17 protein-coding genes are annotated in these 16087 nt (G+C 64.9%); 12 read left to right on the top strand and 5 right to left on the bottom strand.

The window, feature by feature from the left end; all coding sequences use genetic code 11:
- Nucleotides 1–167 precede the first annotated feature (167 nt).
- The 7 genes from IPF49_18325 to IPF49_18295 all read left to right on the top strand — a co-directional run bounded on the left by IPF49_18325 (nucleotide 168) and on the right by IPF49_18295 (nucleotide 7913).
- The gene (locus IPF49_18325) at nucleotides 168–911 is read left to right on the top strand and encodes a hypothetical protein (GenBank protein MBK6289551.1); all 744 of its coding nucleotides are present in this window, start codon (nucleotides 168–170) and stop codon (nucleotides 909–911) included.
- Nucleotides 908–1726 carry a TrbG/VirB9 family P-type conjugative transfer protein gene (locus tag IPF49_18320; protein ID MBK6289550.1) on the top strand — a complete coding sequence of 273 codons (819 nt, stop codon included), beginning with the start codon at nucleotides 908–910 and terminating at the stop codon, nucleotides 1724–1726. Before IPF49_18325 ends, IPF49_18320 begins: the two co-directional genes overlap by 4 nt.
- The gene (gene virB10, locus IPF49_18315) at nucleotides 1723–2922 is read left to right on the top strand and encodes a type IV secretion system protein VirB10 (GenBank protein MBK6289549.1); all 1200 of its coding nucleotides are present in this window, start codon (nucleotides 1723–1725) and stop codon (nucleotides 2920–2922) included. The genes IPF49_18320 and virB10 overlap by 4 nt, the downstream gene beginning before the upstream one ends.
- 65 nt (nucleotides 2923–2987) lie before the next feature.
- On the top strand, nucleotides 2988–4004 hold the full coding sequence (gene virB11 / locus IPF49_18310) for a P-type DNA transfer ATPase VirB11 (protein MBK6289548.1): 1017 nt from the start codon (nucleotides 2988–2990) through the stop codon (nucleotides 4002–4004).
- Nucleotides 3961–5952, top strand: a complete 1992-nt coding sequence (locus IPF49_18305) for a type IV secretory system conjugative DNA transfer family protein (GenBank protein ID MBK6289547.1) — start codon at nucleotides 3961–3963, stop codon at nucleotides 5950–5952. The genes virB11 and IPF49_18305 overlap by 44 nt, the downstream gene beginning before the upstream one ends.
- Nucleotides 5953–5961: 9 nt before the next feature.
- Nucleotides 5962–7266 (top strand): hypothetical protein, encoded by a 1305-nt coding sequence (locus IPF49_18300; protein ID MBK6289546.1) that lies wholly within the window; start codon nucleotides 5962–5964, stop codon nucleotides 7264–7266.
- 8 nt (nucleotides 7267–7274) lie between these two features.
- Complete coding sequence (locus IPF49_18295) at nucleotides 7275–7913, top strand: hypothetical protein (protein ID MBK6289545.1); 639 nt, start codon at nucleotides 7275–7277, stop codon at nucleotides 7911–7913.
- Between the two features lie 24 nt (nucleotides 7914–7937).
- On the opposite strand, the gene IPF49_18290 is transcribed toward IPF49_18295, so the two are convergent.
- A complete protein-coding gene (locus IPF49_18290; GenBank protein ID MBK6289544.1) occupies nucleotides 7938–8462 on the bottom strand; it encodes a hypothetical protein in 525 nt (174 codons plus the stop codon).
- Between the two features lie 252 nt (nucleotides 8463–8714).
- Between IPF49_18290 and IPF49_18285 the strand changes: the two genes are divergently transcribed.
- The 5 genes from IPF49_18285 to IPF49_18265 all read left to right on the top strand — a co-directional run bounded on the left by IPF49_18285 (nucleotide 8715) and on the right by IPF49_18265 (nucleotide 12767).
- Entirely contained in the window at nucleotides 8715–9134 is a 420-nt protein-coding gene (locus IPF49_18285; GenBank protein ID MBK6289543.1) for an antirestriction protein, read from the top strand.
- A 230-nt stretch (nucleotides 9135–9364) separates the two neighbouring features.
- Nucleotides 9365–10192, top strand: coding sequence for a DUF945 domain-containing protein (locus IPF49_18280; GenBank protein ID MBK6289542.1), 828 nt, complete (start codon nucleotides 9365–9367; stop codon nucleotides 10190–10192).
- Nucleotides 10193–10438: 246 nt separating this feature from the next.
- On the top strand, nucleotides 10439–10990 hold the full coding sequence (radC, locus tag IPF49_18275; protein ID MBK6289541.1) for a DNA repair protein RadC: 552 nt from the start codon (nucleotides 10439–10441) through the stop codon (nucleotides 10988–10990).
- 327 nt (nucleotides 10991–11317) lie between these two features.
- Nucleotides 11318–11776, top strand: coding sequence for a plasmid mobilization relaxosome protein MobC (gene mobC / locus IPF49_18270; GenBank protein MBK6289540.1), 459 nt, complete (start codon nucleotides 11318–11320; stop codon nucleotides 11774–11776).
- The gene (locus tag IPF49_18265) at nucleotides 11760–12767 is read left to right on the top strand and encodes a relaxase/mobilization nuclease domain-containing protein (GenBank protein MBK6289539.1); all 1008 of its coding nucleotides are present in this window, start codon (nucleotides 11760–11762) and stop codon (nucleotides 12765–12767) included. The genes mobC and IPF49_18265 overlap by 17 nt, the downstream gene beginning before the upstream one ends.
- Before the next feature lie 24 nt (nucleotides 12768–12791).
- Here the strand turns inward: IPF49_18265 and IPF49_18260 are convergent, their stop codons facing one another.
- From IPF49_18260 to IPF49_18245, 4 genes are all read right to left on the bottom strand, one after another.
- Entirely contained in the window at nucleotides 12792–13316 is a 525-nt protein-coding gene (locus tag IPF49_18260) for a Mov34/MPN/PAD-1 family protein (GenBank protein MBK6289538.1), read from the bottom strand.
- On the bottom strand, nucleotides 13313–14293 hold the full coding sequence (locus IPF49_18255; protein ID MBK6289537.1) for a ThiF family adenylyltransferase: 981 nt from the start codon (nucleotides 14291–14293) through the stop codon (nucleotides 13313–13315). The genes IPF49_18260 and IPF49_18255 overlap by 4 nt, the downstream gene beginning before the upstream one ends.
- Entirely contained in the window at nucleotides 14244–14870 is a 627-nt protein-coding gene (locus IPF49_18250; protein MBK6289536.1) for a hypothetical protein, read from the bottom strand. The genes IPF49_18255 and IPF49_18250 overlap by 50 nt, the downstream gene beginning before the upstream one ends.
- 288 nt (nucleotides 14871–15158) lie before the next feature.
- Complete coding sequence (locus tag IPF49_18245; protein ID MBK6289535.1) at nucleotides 15159–15752, bottom strand: hypothetical protein; 594 nt, start codon at nucleotides 15750–15752, stop codon at nucleotides 15159–15161.
- Nucleotides 15753–16087 lie beyond the last annotated feature (335 nt).

Here is a 16087-nt window from a genome sequence, read left to right as displayed (position 1 = left end):
ATCAAGGCAACAGTTGCGCTCGCACTTTCCGCCGTCATGGCAGGACTCGTGACTGGATGCAGCACGCAGGCGCGGCGCGTGGACTGCGACGGCCGGTTGCGACCGATCAACGCACCCGTGCCGGTGAGCGCGCCTGCCGCAGTCAATCCGGCAAGAGAGCAGACCCCATGAAGCGCGATGCCGCCCTGCAGGCGTACTTCGCGGAGGCCGCGTCCTGGGACGCTGATCGCGTGGCGGCAAGCGAGCGCAGTGTGCGCACGGCGTGGCGCGTTGCTGTCGGCGCCTGCGTGCTCGCGGTGGCAGCGATCTTCGCGCTGGTGTTGCTGATGCCGCTGAAGCGTGTGGACCCGTTCGTGATCCGCGTCGACAACGCAACCGGCATCGTGGACGTGGTGCCCGTGTTCGCCGGCCAGGCGGCCATGCCGGAGGTGGTGACCCGATACTTCCTCGACCACTATCTGACCGTGTGCGAGCGTTTCAACTTCTCGACCGCCGAGAGCGATTACGAGGAGTGTTCGAGTTTCCACGGGCCGGCGCGCCATCAGGAGTGGATGACGCTGTGGGACCGGAGCAATCCGGAGTCGCCGCTGAACCGCCACAAGGACGGTTCCAGCGTGCGCGTGCAGGTCAGCTCGATCACGTTCTTCAAGCGCGGCAGTGGCACGGAGGATCTGGCGCAGGTCCGGTACGTGAAGGCGCTTCGCACGGGCAACGGCAACGAGCAGCGCAGCTACTGGATCTCGACAGTCCAGTATGTCTACGGTGCGCCGTCCAAGGACCCGCGGATGCGCCGCTGGAATCCACTGGGATTCAAGATCGTCGACATCCGGACCGAGGCGGAGGCCACGCAGCCCGAGCAGGCGAGTCCGCCGTCCGCCACTGCTGCGACGGCCGCCGGGAGTGCGCCGTGAAATACGAGCGCATCGTGGCCGGTGTGATGTTGCTGTCGGGCCTGTTGCTGGGCTCCGTAGGCCAGGCCGAATCGGTCCCGGTGCGCGGCCAGGTGGACGCGCGCGTGCGCACTGCCGCCTACAACCCCGATCAGGTCTACAAGCTCTACGGGTTCGTGGGCTATGCGGTCGAGCTGATCTTCGAGGATGGCGAGCGGTTCGCCGGAACCGGTGGCGGTGACCTGGAGGGCGTGACCGTGGATGCGCATGGCAGCTCGGTGCTGCTGAAGCCGCGCGCAGCCATCGTGTCCACGAACCTCGTCGTGTTCACCGACAGGCGCGCGTATCGCTTCGACTACACGGTCGCCGCGCGCGCTCCGAACCGGCTGACCGATGAGGTCATGTATGCCGTGCGGTTCACCTATCCCCCCGTACGAACCGCGAGCGGGGACGACCCGCAGGCGAAGGTTGATCGCGACCTCGCCGCCGCGGATGCCGCGCGGCCCCGAAACCGCGACTACTGGTACTGCGGCAACCGCAGCTTGCAGCCGGTGGCGACCTCCGACGATGGCGTGCACACGCGGATCACCTTCGGCGACCGATCCGAGATCCCGGCGATCTTCGTGCGCAACGAGGACGGCTCCGAGTCGCTGCTGAATTTCTCGATGGATTCCGGCGATGTGGTGATCCATCGCGTGGCTTCCAGGTTCGTGCTGCGGCGGGGCAAGTCGACAGGCTGCATCGTCAACAAGGGTTATGCGGGCGCGGGTCTGCGTCTGGACTCCGGCACGGTGTCGCCGCAGATCGAGCGCGATGTGAAGGGGGCGCGGCCATGAGCCTGCTCGATCGCTTCCGGACGCCGCCCGCCGAACCGCCTCCGGATTCGGTAGCCGGTGAAGCCGGGGTCGAGGGAGAGCGTGCCGCGAGTGCCGTGCAGCGGCCGCCGTCGCTGCAGTCGAGGGTCAGCAATCTGCTGGCCTTCGGGCTCATGGCGGCAATCGGGCTGGGGCTGCTCGGCTGGTACTACGGCAAGGTCATGACCTCACGCACGGCTGCGCGGACCGCAGCGGAATCGTCGGCCAAGAGCAAGGCGGAAGGGGAGATCAACCTGCGCCCGCTCGGGCGGGTGGACCCACCGGCGCTCGTCCAGAACGTGCTGGGTGATGCACCCGAGGAACCCCCGCCGGAGGACATCCCGGAAGCCTGGCTGCGACCAGCGGAAGATCCACCGTCTACCCGGTCGCCCGGCTATGCGCCACCCGTGCAGGAGCCGCGGGACCTGCGGCTCGAAAGGCAGTTGTCGGGACGGGCGTTCGTGACCAGTGCGGATCGGACTGCGGCTGCCGTGGACGCCGAGGCCGTCGGTAGCGTCGGCGCCGAGGGTCCTGCACCCGCGGGGGATCTCGATGCGCTGCTGCGCCCCAGCGTGACGCCGGCCGTCCAGGCCCAGGTCTTGCCGACCCGGCGGATGCTGCTGCCCAAGGGCGCGTTCCTCGACTGCACGCTGGAGACGGCGCTCGACTCGACCTTGCCGGGGATGACGACCTGCATTCTGGCGACCGATGCGTTCAGCGCGGACGGGAGCGTCGTGCTGCTGGAGCGGGGCACCAAGCTCGTCGGCGAGACCCGTGGTCAGGTTCGGCAGGGTTCGGCGCGGGTTTACGTCCTGTGGACCGAGGCGCGCACCTCCAAGGGCGTTGTCGTGCCGTTGGCCTCGCCGGGCACGGACGAGCTGGGGCGGGCGGGTCTGCCGGGCCGCGTCGACCGTCACTTCATGGAGCGGTTTGGCGCAGCGATCCTCGTGAGCGTGATCGACGGTGCCATCCAGGCGGAGGTGGCCTCGCAGCGCGGGAACGGCTCGACGGTCGTCGTGGACCCGTCCGGTTCGAGGGACATCATGACCGAGATCCTGCGCTCGACGATCAACATTCCCCCGACCGTCGTGAAGCCGCAGGGTGATCGCATCCAGGTGCTGGTGGCGCGGGATCTGGATTTCCGGAGTGTGTATGAGCTTCGACCAGCCAGTCGTTAGGCCCGTTCTCGTACCGGACCCGGTCGCTGCGGTCGCGTCGTCCAGCTTTCACGCGGCCGCCGGCCGTGGCGGAATCCTCGGCGCTCGACCTGACGCTGCGTGCGCTGCGTCCGATCCTCACCGACCGCGAAGTCACCGAGATCTGCATCAACCGTCCCGGCGAGGCGTACATCGAGACGCGCGCCGGCTGGCGCTGCGTGCCGCTCGCGTTCGCGACCTTCGAGTGGTGCAGCTCGCTCGCGAAGCTGGTGGCCAATTCCACGCGGCAGCGCGTCGATGCCGAATCCCCGCTGCTGTCGGCGGCCTTGCCCGGCGGCGAGCGCATCCAGATCGTCCTGCCGCCCGCGACGACCCCCGGCACGGTCGCAATCACGATCCGCCGGCCGGCCGATGAAGTCTGGACGCTCGAGGAGCTGGAGCAGCGCGGACTGTTTCGCACGACGCGGCGGGCTGCGACGGGCCCGGACGAGACTGAAGCAGAGCTGCTGCGACTTCTGGAAGCCCGGGACTACCAGGCGTTCCTGCGACGGGCCGTCGAGTGCCGCCGGAACATCCTCGTGTCCGGTCCCACGGGTTCCGGAAAGACCACGTTCACCAAGGCGTTGATCCGCGAGATTCCCGCCGACGAGCGACTGATCACCATCGAGGATGCCAAGGAGCTGGTGTTCGACCGTCATGACAACCACGTGCGATTGTTCTATTCCAAGGACGATCAGGGTCTCGCGCGCGTGAGTCCGAAGCAGCTGCTGGAGAGCTGCCTGCGCATGAAGCCCGATCGCATCCTGCTCGCCGAGCTGCGCGGTGAGGAGGCGTTCGACTATCTGCGCAACGTGAACTCCGGACACCCGGGCTCCATCACCAGCATCCATGCCGCGAGTGCTGAACTTGCGTTCGAGCAGCTGGTGCTGCTCGTGAAGCAAAGCCGCGCCGGCCAGGAGCTGGCGCGCGAGGAGATCAAGCACCTGCTGTATCTGCTGATCGACGTGGTCGTGCAGTTCGGCGTTGAGCACCGGCAGCGTTGCATTCAGGAAATCTGGTATGACCCCGACCGCAAGCACCGCACGCTGGCGGCCGCGCGTTAGGAACCGCTGGGTCGCGCTGGCATGCAAGGCTCTCCTGTTGTTGGTGGGAGTCGTGCTTGCCGCGCAGTACCTGGCAGGATTCCTGTTCCTGCAGTGGGTGCATAGCGACCCGAAGACGGCGACGCCGCTGACGGTCGCGCGTTACGGCTACTACTTCAGCGAGCGCAGCGACATCCGCCGCAAGCTGTGGGTCAGCTCCGGTGCAGGTCTCGCGCTGGTCATGCTTCCCGTGATCCTCGCGCTGCGGCCCCGCGCGCGGCCGCTGCACGGCAGTGCCCGATTCTCGACGCGCGGGGAAGCGCGACAGGCAGGGCTCTTTTCGCCGGTCGGCATCATCCTGGCGCGAGTGGGCCGGCGGTTGTTGCGGCTGCCCGGACAGCAGGGCGTGGCGGTGATTGCCCGCTCCCGCAGCGGCAAGGGCGCGGGCATCGTGATCCCGAACCTGTTCGAGTGGCCGGACTCGCTGATCTGCGTGGACCCGAAGCACGAGAACTACACGATCACCGCCGGCCATCGCGCCCGAAGCGGCCATGCGGTCTACCTGTTCGCGCCGTTCTCCGAAACCCGCAACACGGCCCGCTGGAATCCACTGGGCTATATCCCCGACGACCCGGCGCTGCGCATCAACGGCCTGCAGCGCATCGCCGACATGCTCTACCAGGAGGCGCCGGGCGTCGATCCGTTCTGGTCCGCCTCGGCGCGCACGCTGTTCCTCGGCATCGGGCTCTACGTGTTCGAGACGCCAGGACTCCCGCGAACGATCGGCGAGATCCTGCGGCAGGGCATGGCCTCGGACGACGAGGGCTTCGGAGCCCACTGGAAGCGGCTGATCGAGGGGCGCGGCAGCGGCAAGTATCCGCTGTCGCCCGAGTGCGTGCGGGCGCTCTGCGATGTGATCGACCTTGCGCCGGTCACGGCCTCCAGCATCCGCAAGACCTTCACCTCGCGGCTGGACCTGTGGTTGAACCCGATCCTGGACTGGGCCACATCGGCGAACGACTTCGATCTGCGCGAGCTTCGCTCCAAGCGCATCAGCATCTACGTCGGGGTCTTGCCGGAGGACCTGCACCGTCTCCGGCCGGTGCTCTCGCTGTTCTTCCAGCAGGCGATTGCGTTGCAGACGCGCCAGCTGCCCGAGCACAACCCGGCGCTCGTCTACCAGGTGATGTTCCTGCTCGATGAGTTCACCTCGCTCGGGCGCATCCCGATCATTGCCGAGGCCATCGGATTGATGGGTGGCTACAACATCCGGGTGGTACTCGTGATCCAGGCACGGTCCCAGTTGCGTGAGGTTTATGGGCAAAATGCCGCGGAAACCATCCTCCGAAATCTGGCTGCACGCGTAGTATTTGGTGCCGACGAGTACAGCGACGCACGCGAGATCTCCGAGGAGCTGGGGACGATCACGGTGAAGACCCAATCCGTTTCCAAACCGGGTTTCGACCTGTTCAGCCGGGCGCACCGTCCGCCGAGCGTCAACGTCAGCGAGCAGCGCCGGTCGCTGATGCTGCCGCAGGAGGTGCAGGCCATGCGCGCGGATCAGGCCATCGTGTTCTACGAGGGCATCCGGCCGATCCGCTGCACGAAGATCCGGTACTTCCGCGAGCGTCGCTTCAAGCGGCTCATCAGTCCGCCACCTCGGCATGCCGCACCCGGGATGAAAGCGCCGCCGCCGCCAGCGCCGGTGCAGCCACTGCCAGCGGAGTCCGCCGGCGAGGTGGGCTCCATCAGCATCGACTCGACGCCTCAGCCGCAGCGTCCGCCGCGCCGCCGAAGTCGTCGCGCCACGCCGCAGGACATCGAGCGGATCGACGAGATGAAACTGGAGGACTTCGACGTCGATCTCAGCGGTGTGGAGCTGCCCCAGAAGCCCGAAGGCGAGCGACTGACCACCCAGGAACTCGATTCCGCCGTTGAATCCTTTCTCTCCGCGCTTCAGGAGCGCTAGGACCGATCAATGCCCAAGACGCCTTCCAGTTCCTCCGGTTCTCCCTCGGACAGCAAGCGCGCCAGGGCGGGCCGCAAGCCGTCGCAACCGGTCGCGCCGCCGACTGGACCGGCCGCCGGCACCAAAGACGACGACAACTTCATCGCGCTCACGCCGACCGAAGGGGCGGGGCGCCCGCAGAACACCATCAGTCTTCCCACCAAGTCGGGACGCGAGCAGGAAGACGACAGGAACCGCAAGGAAGGGCGGGGCCCAGCGGGTGCCGCAGCTCAGGCGACGAAAGAGGCCCCGCGCCAGCTGCGCGTGCCCGACTCCGTCCAGGAGCGCTTCATCCAGATCGGCAACAAGTTCCATTTCCCGGACGGCACCGAAGCGTTCACGCACGACAGCAATCGCCTGACCACGCGCTCGGAGAACTCCGTCGTCATCCAGAGCATGGTGGCGATCGCGCGTGAGAACGGCAAAGGTCCGGTCACCGTTGGCGGCACGGAATTCTTCAAGAAGGAGGCCTGGTTCGCGGCCAGCCTCGCGGGGCTGGAGGTCCGTGGCTATCAGCCCACTGACTTCGAGCGCGAGCGGCTGGCGCGCTCGCTCGCGGCGCGGCGCAATCCAGGGGCGCCTGAAGCCGCTGCGGTGCCCGCCGAGCCGCGGCCCGCCGAAAGGGCCCCCGAGTCCGGGGGTGCGCCCGCGCCGCGCCCACAGGCCAGCGACCTGATCGTGGGCCGTCTGGTTGACCACGGCGCTGCGCCCTATGGGCATGATCCAAAGCAGCCGATGTCCTATTTCGTGCGCGTGGAGACGGCGCGCGGTGACCGCGAGATCTGGGGCGTGGACCTGGAGCGCGCGTTTCGGCAATCGCTCAGTACCCCCGGCATCGGAGACGAGATCGGCGTCCGCTCTGTCGGCCGGCAGCCTGTCACCGTGCTCGCGCCGAAGCTCGACGCCCAGGGTCGCGAGACCGGCCAGGCGCCGCTCGACACCCATCGCAACCAGTGGATCGTCGAGCGGAAGGACTTCCTCGATGAACGGCAGCGCATGGCCGAAGTGCTGCGAAACACGGAGACGCCTGCGGCCGATGCCATCCGTCGCCATCCCGAGCTGGAAGGCTCCTATATGCAGCTGCAGATGGGACGCGCACTGGCCGAGCAACAGTTCCGCGACAAGGCGCAACGCGAGCAGTTCGTGGATCATCTGCGCTCGCATATCGCGCAGCGCATCGAGTTCGGTCAGCCCCTCGATCCGGTCATGCTGCGTGGCGAAGAGCGCACCGTTGCGCCGCGCAGCCAGGATCGGGACTTCCAACCCACCCGCTGAGCCTTGCTGTGGGCGACCAGCGTTCAGCAGGTTCGCCACCGCGCGGCCGCCGCGGTGAGGTCATCACTGGGCGCCTGCAGGAGCACGGCAAGGCGAACTACCAGTTCCAGCCGGACGGCAGCCCGTCCTACTACCTGACGCTGCTGACCAGCCGCGGCCCCGAAACGCTGTGGGGCACGGATCTCGAACGCGCCATCGCGCGATCGGAATCGCAGCCGAAGATCGGCGCTGTCGTAGGCGTGCAGCGCGTGGGGTCGGACCCAGTGACGATTCCGGCGCGGGACGGAGAGCGCAGGACGGATCAGCAGCGGACCTTCCACCGCGCGCGCTGGCGGGTGGAGGAAGTCACCTATCTCGCCAAGTCCATGCAAAGCGCCGAGCGCGCAGTGAAGTCCCGTCTGGAAGACAAGCGCGCCATGACGGAGCGCCCCGAACTACGCAGCGCATTCATCAGCCTGCATGTGGCGCAGCAGTACGCTGAGAAGAATATCCGCGATCCCCGCGATCGGGACCTGTTCGTTACCCGCATCAAGGCCGTGATGGCTGCATCCGTCAGGAACGGCGCGCCGGTCCCGGAGCCGCGAGTTGTGGACGATCGCCCGGCGCGCGCGACCCGCACCACGGACCGCGACGAACCGACGCGGTAGCCGGGCCAAGAGAGACCAGACAGTTCAGGGCGCCGTGTCCTTGGCCGCTGGGTCCTGGTGCTCGCCCCACCGAAGTTTCGCGTGCTTGCCCTTGCCCTTTCGCAGGAGCTTGCGGTCGATCAGTCGCGCATCGAACTCGAAGTCCTCGGAGATCTTCACCACCAGCAGCTTGTTGAAGTTGCCGGCGCGCTTCACCTGGATGACTTCGTTGAGCTTCTCGGGGGAGATCGTCTTGACCTCCACCCAGTCGTTGCCGATGCGTCCGTCGGACCCTTGCGTTCCCGGCTGGTGCCGCACGACGCCGAACTTGATCTCCGCGTACAGCTCACCAAGCTCACCCCAGATCTGCAGGTAGCGGCCGGTCTCAAGCTTGTACGCTTCGGCGAGCGCGACCAGCTCCTGAAAGATCTTCACGACCTCCAGATTGGCATTGGGGAATTCGCCGCGCAGCTCCTGATCGGCGATGTGGCCGTTGATCCAGTCCCAGCTGATCCACTCGCCGTCGTCGTAGATGCCGTCCGACGTGTCACGCAGCGGCTGTCCCGTCATCGAGCAGCGCATGTCCTTCTCCCTGATCGTGCCTGGCCGCCGTTCGGATGTATTCCCGCACAAGTCTGACGGAAGAGCCTCGGAAATTGGAGGGCGGGATTACTGAAGTGCGCAGCCTGTCACGCCGTGCTCGGCGTCAAGGACGAGCGCGGACGCGCTCGCCGCCTGCGGCGGTCTAACGATCCTTGACCCCTCCGCGCGCCGTGATCTCCGGGACGCGGGCAATCCCGCCCGAGAACTCGGAGAACATCCATGAACACTTCCACAACGACCGTCGAGAGCGTTGAAGCCTGGCCCGTGCCGGAACACGCCCGCATTGGAACGCTGCCACGTCACTTCGGCATGCATATGCTCACCGTCGAGGGTCGCATCTACGACTTCCTGTCGCAGTTCTGCCCGTCCTATGACGGCGGCCTGTGGCAGTTCTTCGAACTGAGCAACGGCGGGTTCTACATGAGCCCACCCGAAGACAGTTACGAACTCACGATTCACGGCAACGGATTCCGTGGACACATGAGCGCTGACGCGGCGGGCATCACGGTGTGCCTGTTTGCCTTCAGCCATCTGTCCTTCGAGTACACCACTGACATCTTCAGCCGGCACTACCACTGGCTCCTCGAGTACGCGAAGGATCACGTCGAAGCGGGTGCGATCTTCGCTGCCATCGACTGATGGTGTCTCGGCGCGCTGGTCTGGCCATCGGGCCAGCGCGTCGAACGATCGGAGGAGGGAGGAGGGCGGGATTGTCTGTGAGTGGCGAGCCTATCACGACGTGCTCGCCGTCAAGGACGAGCGCGGACGCGCTCGCCGCCTGCGGCGGTCTTCGATCCTTGACCGCTGCGCGCGTCGTGATGGTGGGAGCGCGGGGCAATCCCGCCCCAGATCAAATCGAGGATCGAATCATGAATGCCGTTTCCAACTCGCTGACGTTCTCCACCGTGTCCAGTGTCTTCACGGGGTCGCTGTCGCTCGACGCGCTGCGCGCCAGGGTGCCTGCCGTGTTCGCGCCAGCGGCGCACCAGAGCCTGAGTCCGAAGTACACCTTCATCCCCACGGAGCGTGTGCTGTCGGGGTTGATGAGCGCCGGGTTCGTGCCGGTCGATGCGCGCCAGGCGATCTCTCGGCGTGGCAGTCCGGTGCATGCGCGTCACATCCTGCGGCTGCGTCGTCGCTTCGAGACCGTGCAGCTTCGGGACAGCATCCCGGAGATCGTCTTCCTCAACAGTCACGATGGCAGCAGCGCCTACCAGCTGCGCATGGGACTGTTCCGGGTCGTCTGCACCAACGGGATGATCGTCTCTCGCGGTGCCTTCCCGGCCTACTGCGTGTCCCATCGCGGCAACGTCGTGGATGAGGTCGTCGCTGCTGCACTGAACATCGCGGAGCGCTTCGAGTCGCTGGCCGGTCAGGTCGAGCGCATGGAGCATCGCCAGCTGTTCAAGGACGAGCAGCACGACTTCGCGGACCGCGCGTTGGCGCTGCGGTTCGAGGACGCGGCGTTGGCCGGCATGCAGCCTTCGGCGTTGCTGGCGGTGCGGCGCGTCGATGACGCGGGTGCCGATCTGTGGAGCGTGCTGAACCGCGTGCAGGAGAACCTGATGCGTGGCGGCCTCAGCCGGCGGTCAGCGTCGGGCCGTCTGACCCGTACGCGTCGCATCAGTTCGATTCGCGAGGACGTGCGCATCAACAGCGGCCTGTGGGATCTGGCGTCCGGGCTGCTCTCAGCCTGAGGGATTCGGGAGGGAGCGCCGCTTCGGTGCTCTCTCCCTTTTTTTGTCCCGCCGAGACGAGGAGACGAGAGGAAGAAAGCGGGATTGCCTGGAGGGGCTTTCAGCGTAACACGCCGTGCTCGCCGTCAAGGACGACCGCGGGGACGCGGTCGCCGCCTGCGGCGGTCTTCGATCCTTGACCGCTCCGCGCGCCGTGTTGGGAAGCGCCCAGCAGGCAATCCCGCCTGCGCAGTCTGGAGACTTCCCATGACCACACGGCAGCGCATCGTTCGTTCCCTCAACACCCGTTCGGCCTCTGGCGCCATTGGCGTCGCCGAGGCGAAGTTCAGCACGGGCTGGTCCTCGGCGACCGGCACCCTCATCAGTGACGACACCCTCGTCGAAACGGCCCTGAAGCTCGTCTCCACGAAGCTGGTGCGGGGCGACCGGCTGGAGAGTCCGAGGGCCACGCGGCAGTACCTGAGCCTGCGGTTCGCCAGCCTGGAGCACGAGGTCTTCTGCTGCCTGTGGCTCGACAACCGTCATCGGGTGATTGCCTGTGACGAGCTGTTCCGCGGGACCATCGACGGTGCCAGCGTCCATCCCCGGGAGGTGGTCAAGCAGGCCCTGGCGCAGAACGCCGCAGCGGTCATCCTGGCGCACAACCACCCGTCCGGCGTGGCCGAGCCCAGCCAGGCGGATGAGCTGATCACGCATCGTCTGAAGGATGCCCTGGCCATCGTGGACATCCGGGTTCTGGACCACCTGATCGTGGCCGGCGCGCAGGTGGTGTCGCTGGCCGAGCGCGGGGTGCTGTAGCCCGATCGAGCGGGGAGGGGCGGCGGTTGTCGCTCCTCCCTGCTGATGATTGCGTTCCGAAGTGGCGAAGTCGGCGGAGCAGAGCGGGAGGAGCGGAGACGGCGGGGAGTGGCTTCGGGGCGCGGATTCGCTGCGAGGTTAGGGGGTCATTTCGCTTGAAACGCAGGATAGCCTGCGGCTTAGCGTTGGGACACATTGTGACCCATGAGTTGTACGGAAGTCGTCAAGGCGCGCGTGACTGTAGAGACGAAGCGAGAGATCGCAGAGGCTGCAGCGCGTGAAAATCTGACCGAGTCGGCCTGGCTGAAACGCCTGCTCATCCGGGAGATGCGGGCTGCTCGTGATCCGGCCGGGACACAGGCTGCCCCACGTCGGGTTGAGGGAGTCCGGCGTCACGGCGCACACCGTGGCGGTCCCTGTGAGCGCCCCATCCTGATCCGGCTACGGACCGAGGATCGCCTGCTGCTGGACGCGCGATCAGAGGCTCGTGGGATGCGCCCGGCGACCTATGTCGCGGTCCTGACCCGAAGCCACCTCCGCCGGTTGGCGCCGCTGCCGAAGGACGAATTGCTGGCGCTCCGGCGCAGCATCGGCGAGCTGGCAGCGATCGGCCGCAACCTCAACCAGATCGCCAGGGCAGCCAATGACGGAGGGCGCCTTCCCGGCTCGGCGCGCGAGGAGTTCCGGGCGATGCTCAAGGTCTGTGAGGCGCTGCGGGACAACACGAAGGGGCTGCTGAAGGCGAACGTCACGAGCTGGGAGAGCGGGCATGGCGAAGACATTTAGGCTCCCCAAGGAGGAGCCGCTGCTGAACATCGCGAGCTACGCGCGGGGCGGGCCGCGGGCGGCAGACCGGCTGACGCCGTCGCAGATCGAGCAGATCCGCCTGACCGTCAACCGCGCGCCTGAGGCAGTCGTGAAGGTGCTGCCCCGGAGCAGCAACGACCTGAAGGCCGTCGGCAAGCACATCGACTACATCGGTCGGCGGGGGAACCTGGAACTGGAGGGCGACGACGGAGAGCGGCTGCAGGGGCGCGTCGCAGATGCGTTGCTGGAGGACTGGGATCTCGACGTCGATGACGTGAGACGGCAAGGGAGTCTGGCGGCTGCGAGCAAACGGACTCCCCCGAAGCTGGTCCACAAACTGATGTTCTCGATGCCACCAGGCACGCCTCCACAGAAGGTCCTCTCGGCGGTGCGCAACTTCGCGCGCGAGGAGTTCTATGGGCAGCATCGGTACGCGATGGTGCTGCACACGGACGAGCCACATCCGCATGTACATTTGGTCCTCAAGGCGGTGAGCGAGCAGGGAGTGCGGCTCAACATCAAGAAGGCGACCCTGCGGCACTGGCGGTCGCAGTTCGCGAGTCACCTGCGCGGGCTGGGCGTGGCGGCGAATGCCACCGAGCGTGCGGTTCGCGGAGAGAGTCGAAGCGCCAAAAAGGATGGAATTTACCGAGCGAGCTTAAGAGGCGATTCGTCCTTCATTCGAGCCCGTGTCGAGTCAATAGCCGTAGAGTTGGTTAGCGGCGTCGTCAGACCCCAATCTGGCAAGCAATCGCTGTTGAAGACCTGGAGCAACGTCGCAGATGGGTGGAGAGGCGTTGCACACATTCTCGAACGTAGTGGTGAGGTGGGTCTTGCCGCTGACGTCGCTAAGTTCTCTCGAGCGCTGCGCGACCCTGCTACCGACAGGGATCGGATCGCCGAAGAGTTAACAACCAGTTCTCGCCCTCAGCTGCGTCAGTCCCCGCCGAAGAGCAGGGGGCCTCGCTAACCGCGGAAAATTGGCGCTACGAACCTACCGAAAGATCTCCCATAGTCGGTGCATCAGCCCGTCATTGGTCTTACCTCCGGATTCCGCTAGCCAGCGACGGAACCGGCCCTTCTCGAAAGTTCCGACATACAACCCGTCTGTGGTATCCGACTGGCCAACGATCAGCATCGTAGCTGCGCCGGCACGCAGCGTGGACTTCTTGGATATCGCAGACATCGTCGCCTTGTCGTACGACGACGGCGTTGGTCTGCCTTCGGCGTGAGTGTGCCACTCACCAAGGTAAGAGAGTCCGCCGCCCTCCTGGGTCTCGATTGCTGCATTTGCGGCTTGAGGGGAAGAACGGTAGCTAAATCTCGATCGCGTATCTTCGGCATAGGGGCCGGTCGCAACAGTTATCAACACTTCCTGCGGGCTAACCACGCCGAAGAGTTGCCCTCCGGCTTCATTTGCACAGTGTTCGAGCTGCCTGTGCGCACGAACGTACGAAAGCACTTCATCCGATAGGACGAGTACCTGCCGGAAGTCACGGCAGCGCCAAGACAGGCTCATCCTGAGGAGGCGCTCGCGAGAGCGTCCCATGGCCAACATGATTCTGTATTGCTGACTTGAAAATCCGGCGACGGCACACCGCCGAGTGTGGTCAGTTTCGTCAAGTCACCCTGCCAGGTACGACGACAGGAGTCCGCTACGGTACCCACAAGTATGTCCAAACACAGAGTAGCTGCTGTCGTGGCCGTCCGCTGCAGGTCTACTGCACCATGTGGTTGAAAGCTGTTGCCGCAACCGGCCTCTCTGAAAAGCACGGGAGTCGTATCCGGCCAGTGAGTCATGGCGATTTGCGGCTTCCCGTCGGCGTCAAAAAGTATCCCTAGGTCATCACGGCCAAATAGGGCCACCGCATGTCCGACTACTGCAAAGGCTTCGACCCAAGTGCAAACGTGTGGAGGTGGATTCTCAACGCTCATACGCCACGCAGCGATCCGCATATCGCCGGGGAAGTCGATTCCTGCGCTGACAATGAGATCGCACTCGGCAACTTCTTCCCAATCCTTTTTGGTCAAGTTCTCAACACGTCTCTTTAGCCGGGCATGCTTTCCGTGATGCGGGAAGTCCGCCTCGATGGAGTCGGCCAGCGCGTCGGCCTTCAAAAGACCAATCGTCTTGCTGCCCAGAGAATGGCGGCTCGTGTTGTGGGCGGCCATGATGTCGTCATCTACCATCATGAAACTGCCGACGCCGCCTTGCGCTAGGATTCTGGCGATGGAGCTGCCTAGAGAGCCGCAACCGAGGATCGCGACGCGCTTTCGGGAGAGCGCTTGGTATTGTTCGTTGCGGTCACGCCCGTGGACATACGAGCCGTCGATGCGTTCGACCTTGAGTCGTCGTACGGGGCGGGCAGCCATAGACGTTTTGGCGCGATCAAATGGAATGCGGCCACTGCGGAATCCGTTCTGGAGATCCCGTTCCGATGCGATGTCAAGAATGGCTGCGACCCAAACCGGACCGTTCGCCGTGGGTGCGCCCATGAGAATCGGCAGCTTCTCGCCAGGATGGATCAGTCGCGCCTTCGCTTCTGACGGGATGAGCGCTAGTACATGGGACCCAAGCTTTGGGAACTGAGCAGGAGTAGGGGCTTCGGGTAGCCAAACCGCCCACGCACCCTCGATAGACTTCTTGCTCGGATTTCGGCCCGCATTTTCTTAGCCAATGTTCTAGCTCTGGTTTCGTGTCGGCCCAGATGTACCTGTTGGCCTCGACGCTGTGATACCGGAAGACCTCTCGTGACGGACCGACCGGGGTTGCGAGACTCCAATGACTGGGCAGAGGCTTTCCGACGTCACCGCGTGCCCAGTAGGTCGCAAATTCAGACTGAAAGTCGCGCTTCCGATCCGCTTCCTCAAGGTTTAGGAGCTGAAGCGCATCCTCAAGATGACGCAGCACACGGAGTCCTGGGCAATCGCGCAAGCCGGTTGATGGAAGACAGAGCAGGCCCGCATCTTCGATGTGCGGCCAATTGCAAGAATCCTCACGAAGCGCGGGGGAGAGCACGCGCGGCTGGCTGTAGGGAAACTTATCATCGAGGAGAACCCAAAGTTCATCCACGTTCGGGCACTTCACCGCATTCGGCGGAATTCGAACTTCCAGGCAACTACAGCCTTCCGTGCCTTGGCGCTGGGATTGGAATCAGCGGAAGCCAATCGACGCCATCGGCCACGGAGACTTGCTTGCGTCTCGAAGGCCTGCTCAATTGTTGGTACATAGGAGCGTTCGAAATCCACGTCGTCTCAACCGAACCTGCCGTTGTCGTCGTCGCGCTTTGTGGTTTTCCCGGAAGAAATTACGAAAGGACCACTCGCCTTGGTCCCGCCGCCTGTGCCGTCGTCCGGTAGATCAGAGAAATAGGTTGTATTGAAAACCGTATTCCAGGCTTCGCGAGCCTGCGATTTTGGTGCACTTTGGATCATCAAGGATCTTGAGCGTCTCCAATGCTTCGGCAAGACGATCACGGAAGAACTTGACCGCCTCATCTCCCTCGTTTGCAAGATCGCGGTTTCCTGCAATCGGATGAGAAATGCTTTGCGAGAAATCCAACTGGGTCTTGATCGCTTGCCAAGTGCGACGCAGCGCGAGGTCGTCGCGGCCGGCCTCCAGTCGTTGGTGGTCGACTACGAGCTTTGTGATCGCAATGCCGCTTGTCGTCTGAGACTTCCACGAAAGGCGGCTGCGCGCCTGCTTCTTAGTCAGCTTTGTAATCCGACGCAGCTGGCTGGTGTCCTCCTGGCCGCGATCCAGTTCTGACGTAACTTTCGACTTGTACCAGCTGGTAACCTCGCGAGCGTCAGACTTGACCCACTCGTCACCGCTCGCCAGCTCATATTCCGCTTTCTCTTTGCCAAAAATGTCCGTGGAGCGCAGGACCCGGTAAACAGGAATGTCGATGTGATAGCCCGGCGGGTACGCTTGGCGAACGCAGTTGTTTTTCACTTTTGCGTCGTACGCGAGGCGGTCGTCCTTTTAGGGCGCTTGCAACGCGCTGTCGGGCGTCCCGCGGCGCCAAGTCGTTGCCATTCGCGTCGCGGAGATCGTCCTTTTCAAAGTACGCACCATCGTCGATGTCATAGTCATTCTGCGAGTCTTGAACCATCGTTCGCATGGCGTAGGAGCCTTGCGCATGGAAGGCGCTTGGAGCGGGCTGCTCGGCAGCCGCAAGGCCGTTCTTCATGCGCGTGCGACCGGCGTCACGGCGAGTGCGCATGTCAGCCTGCTCCGCAGTTCCGAGGGTTACCTTCTTGTCGTGGTATCCCTTGAGGTCGCCGTGG

It is taken from the genome of Gammaproteobacteria bacterium (assembly GCA_016705365.1).
Lineage (GTDB): Bacteria > Pseudomonadota > Gammaproteobacteria > Pseudomonadales > UBA5518 > UBA5518.
Note: the sequence above shows the minus strand (reverse complement) of the source record. Positions and strands in the feature narration are given on the sequence as shown.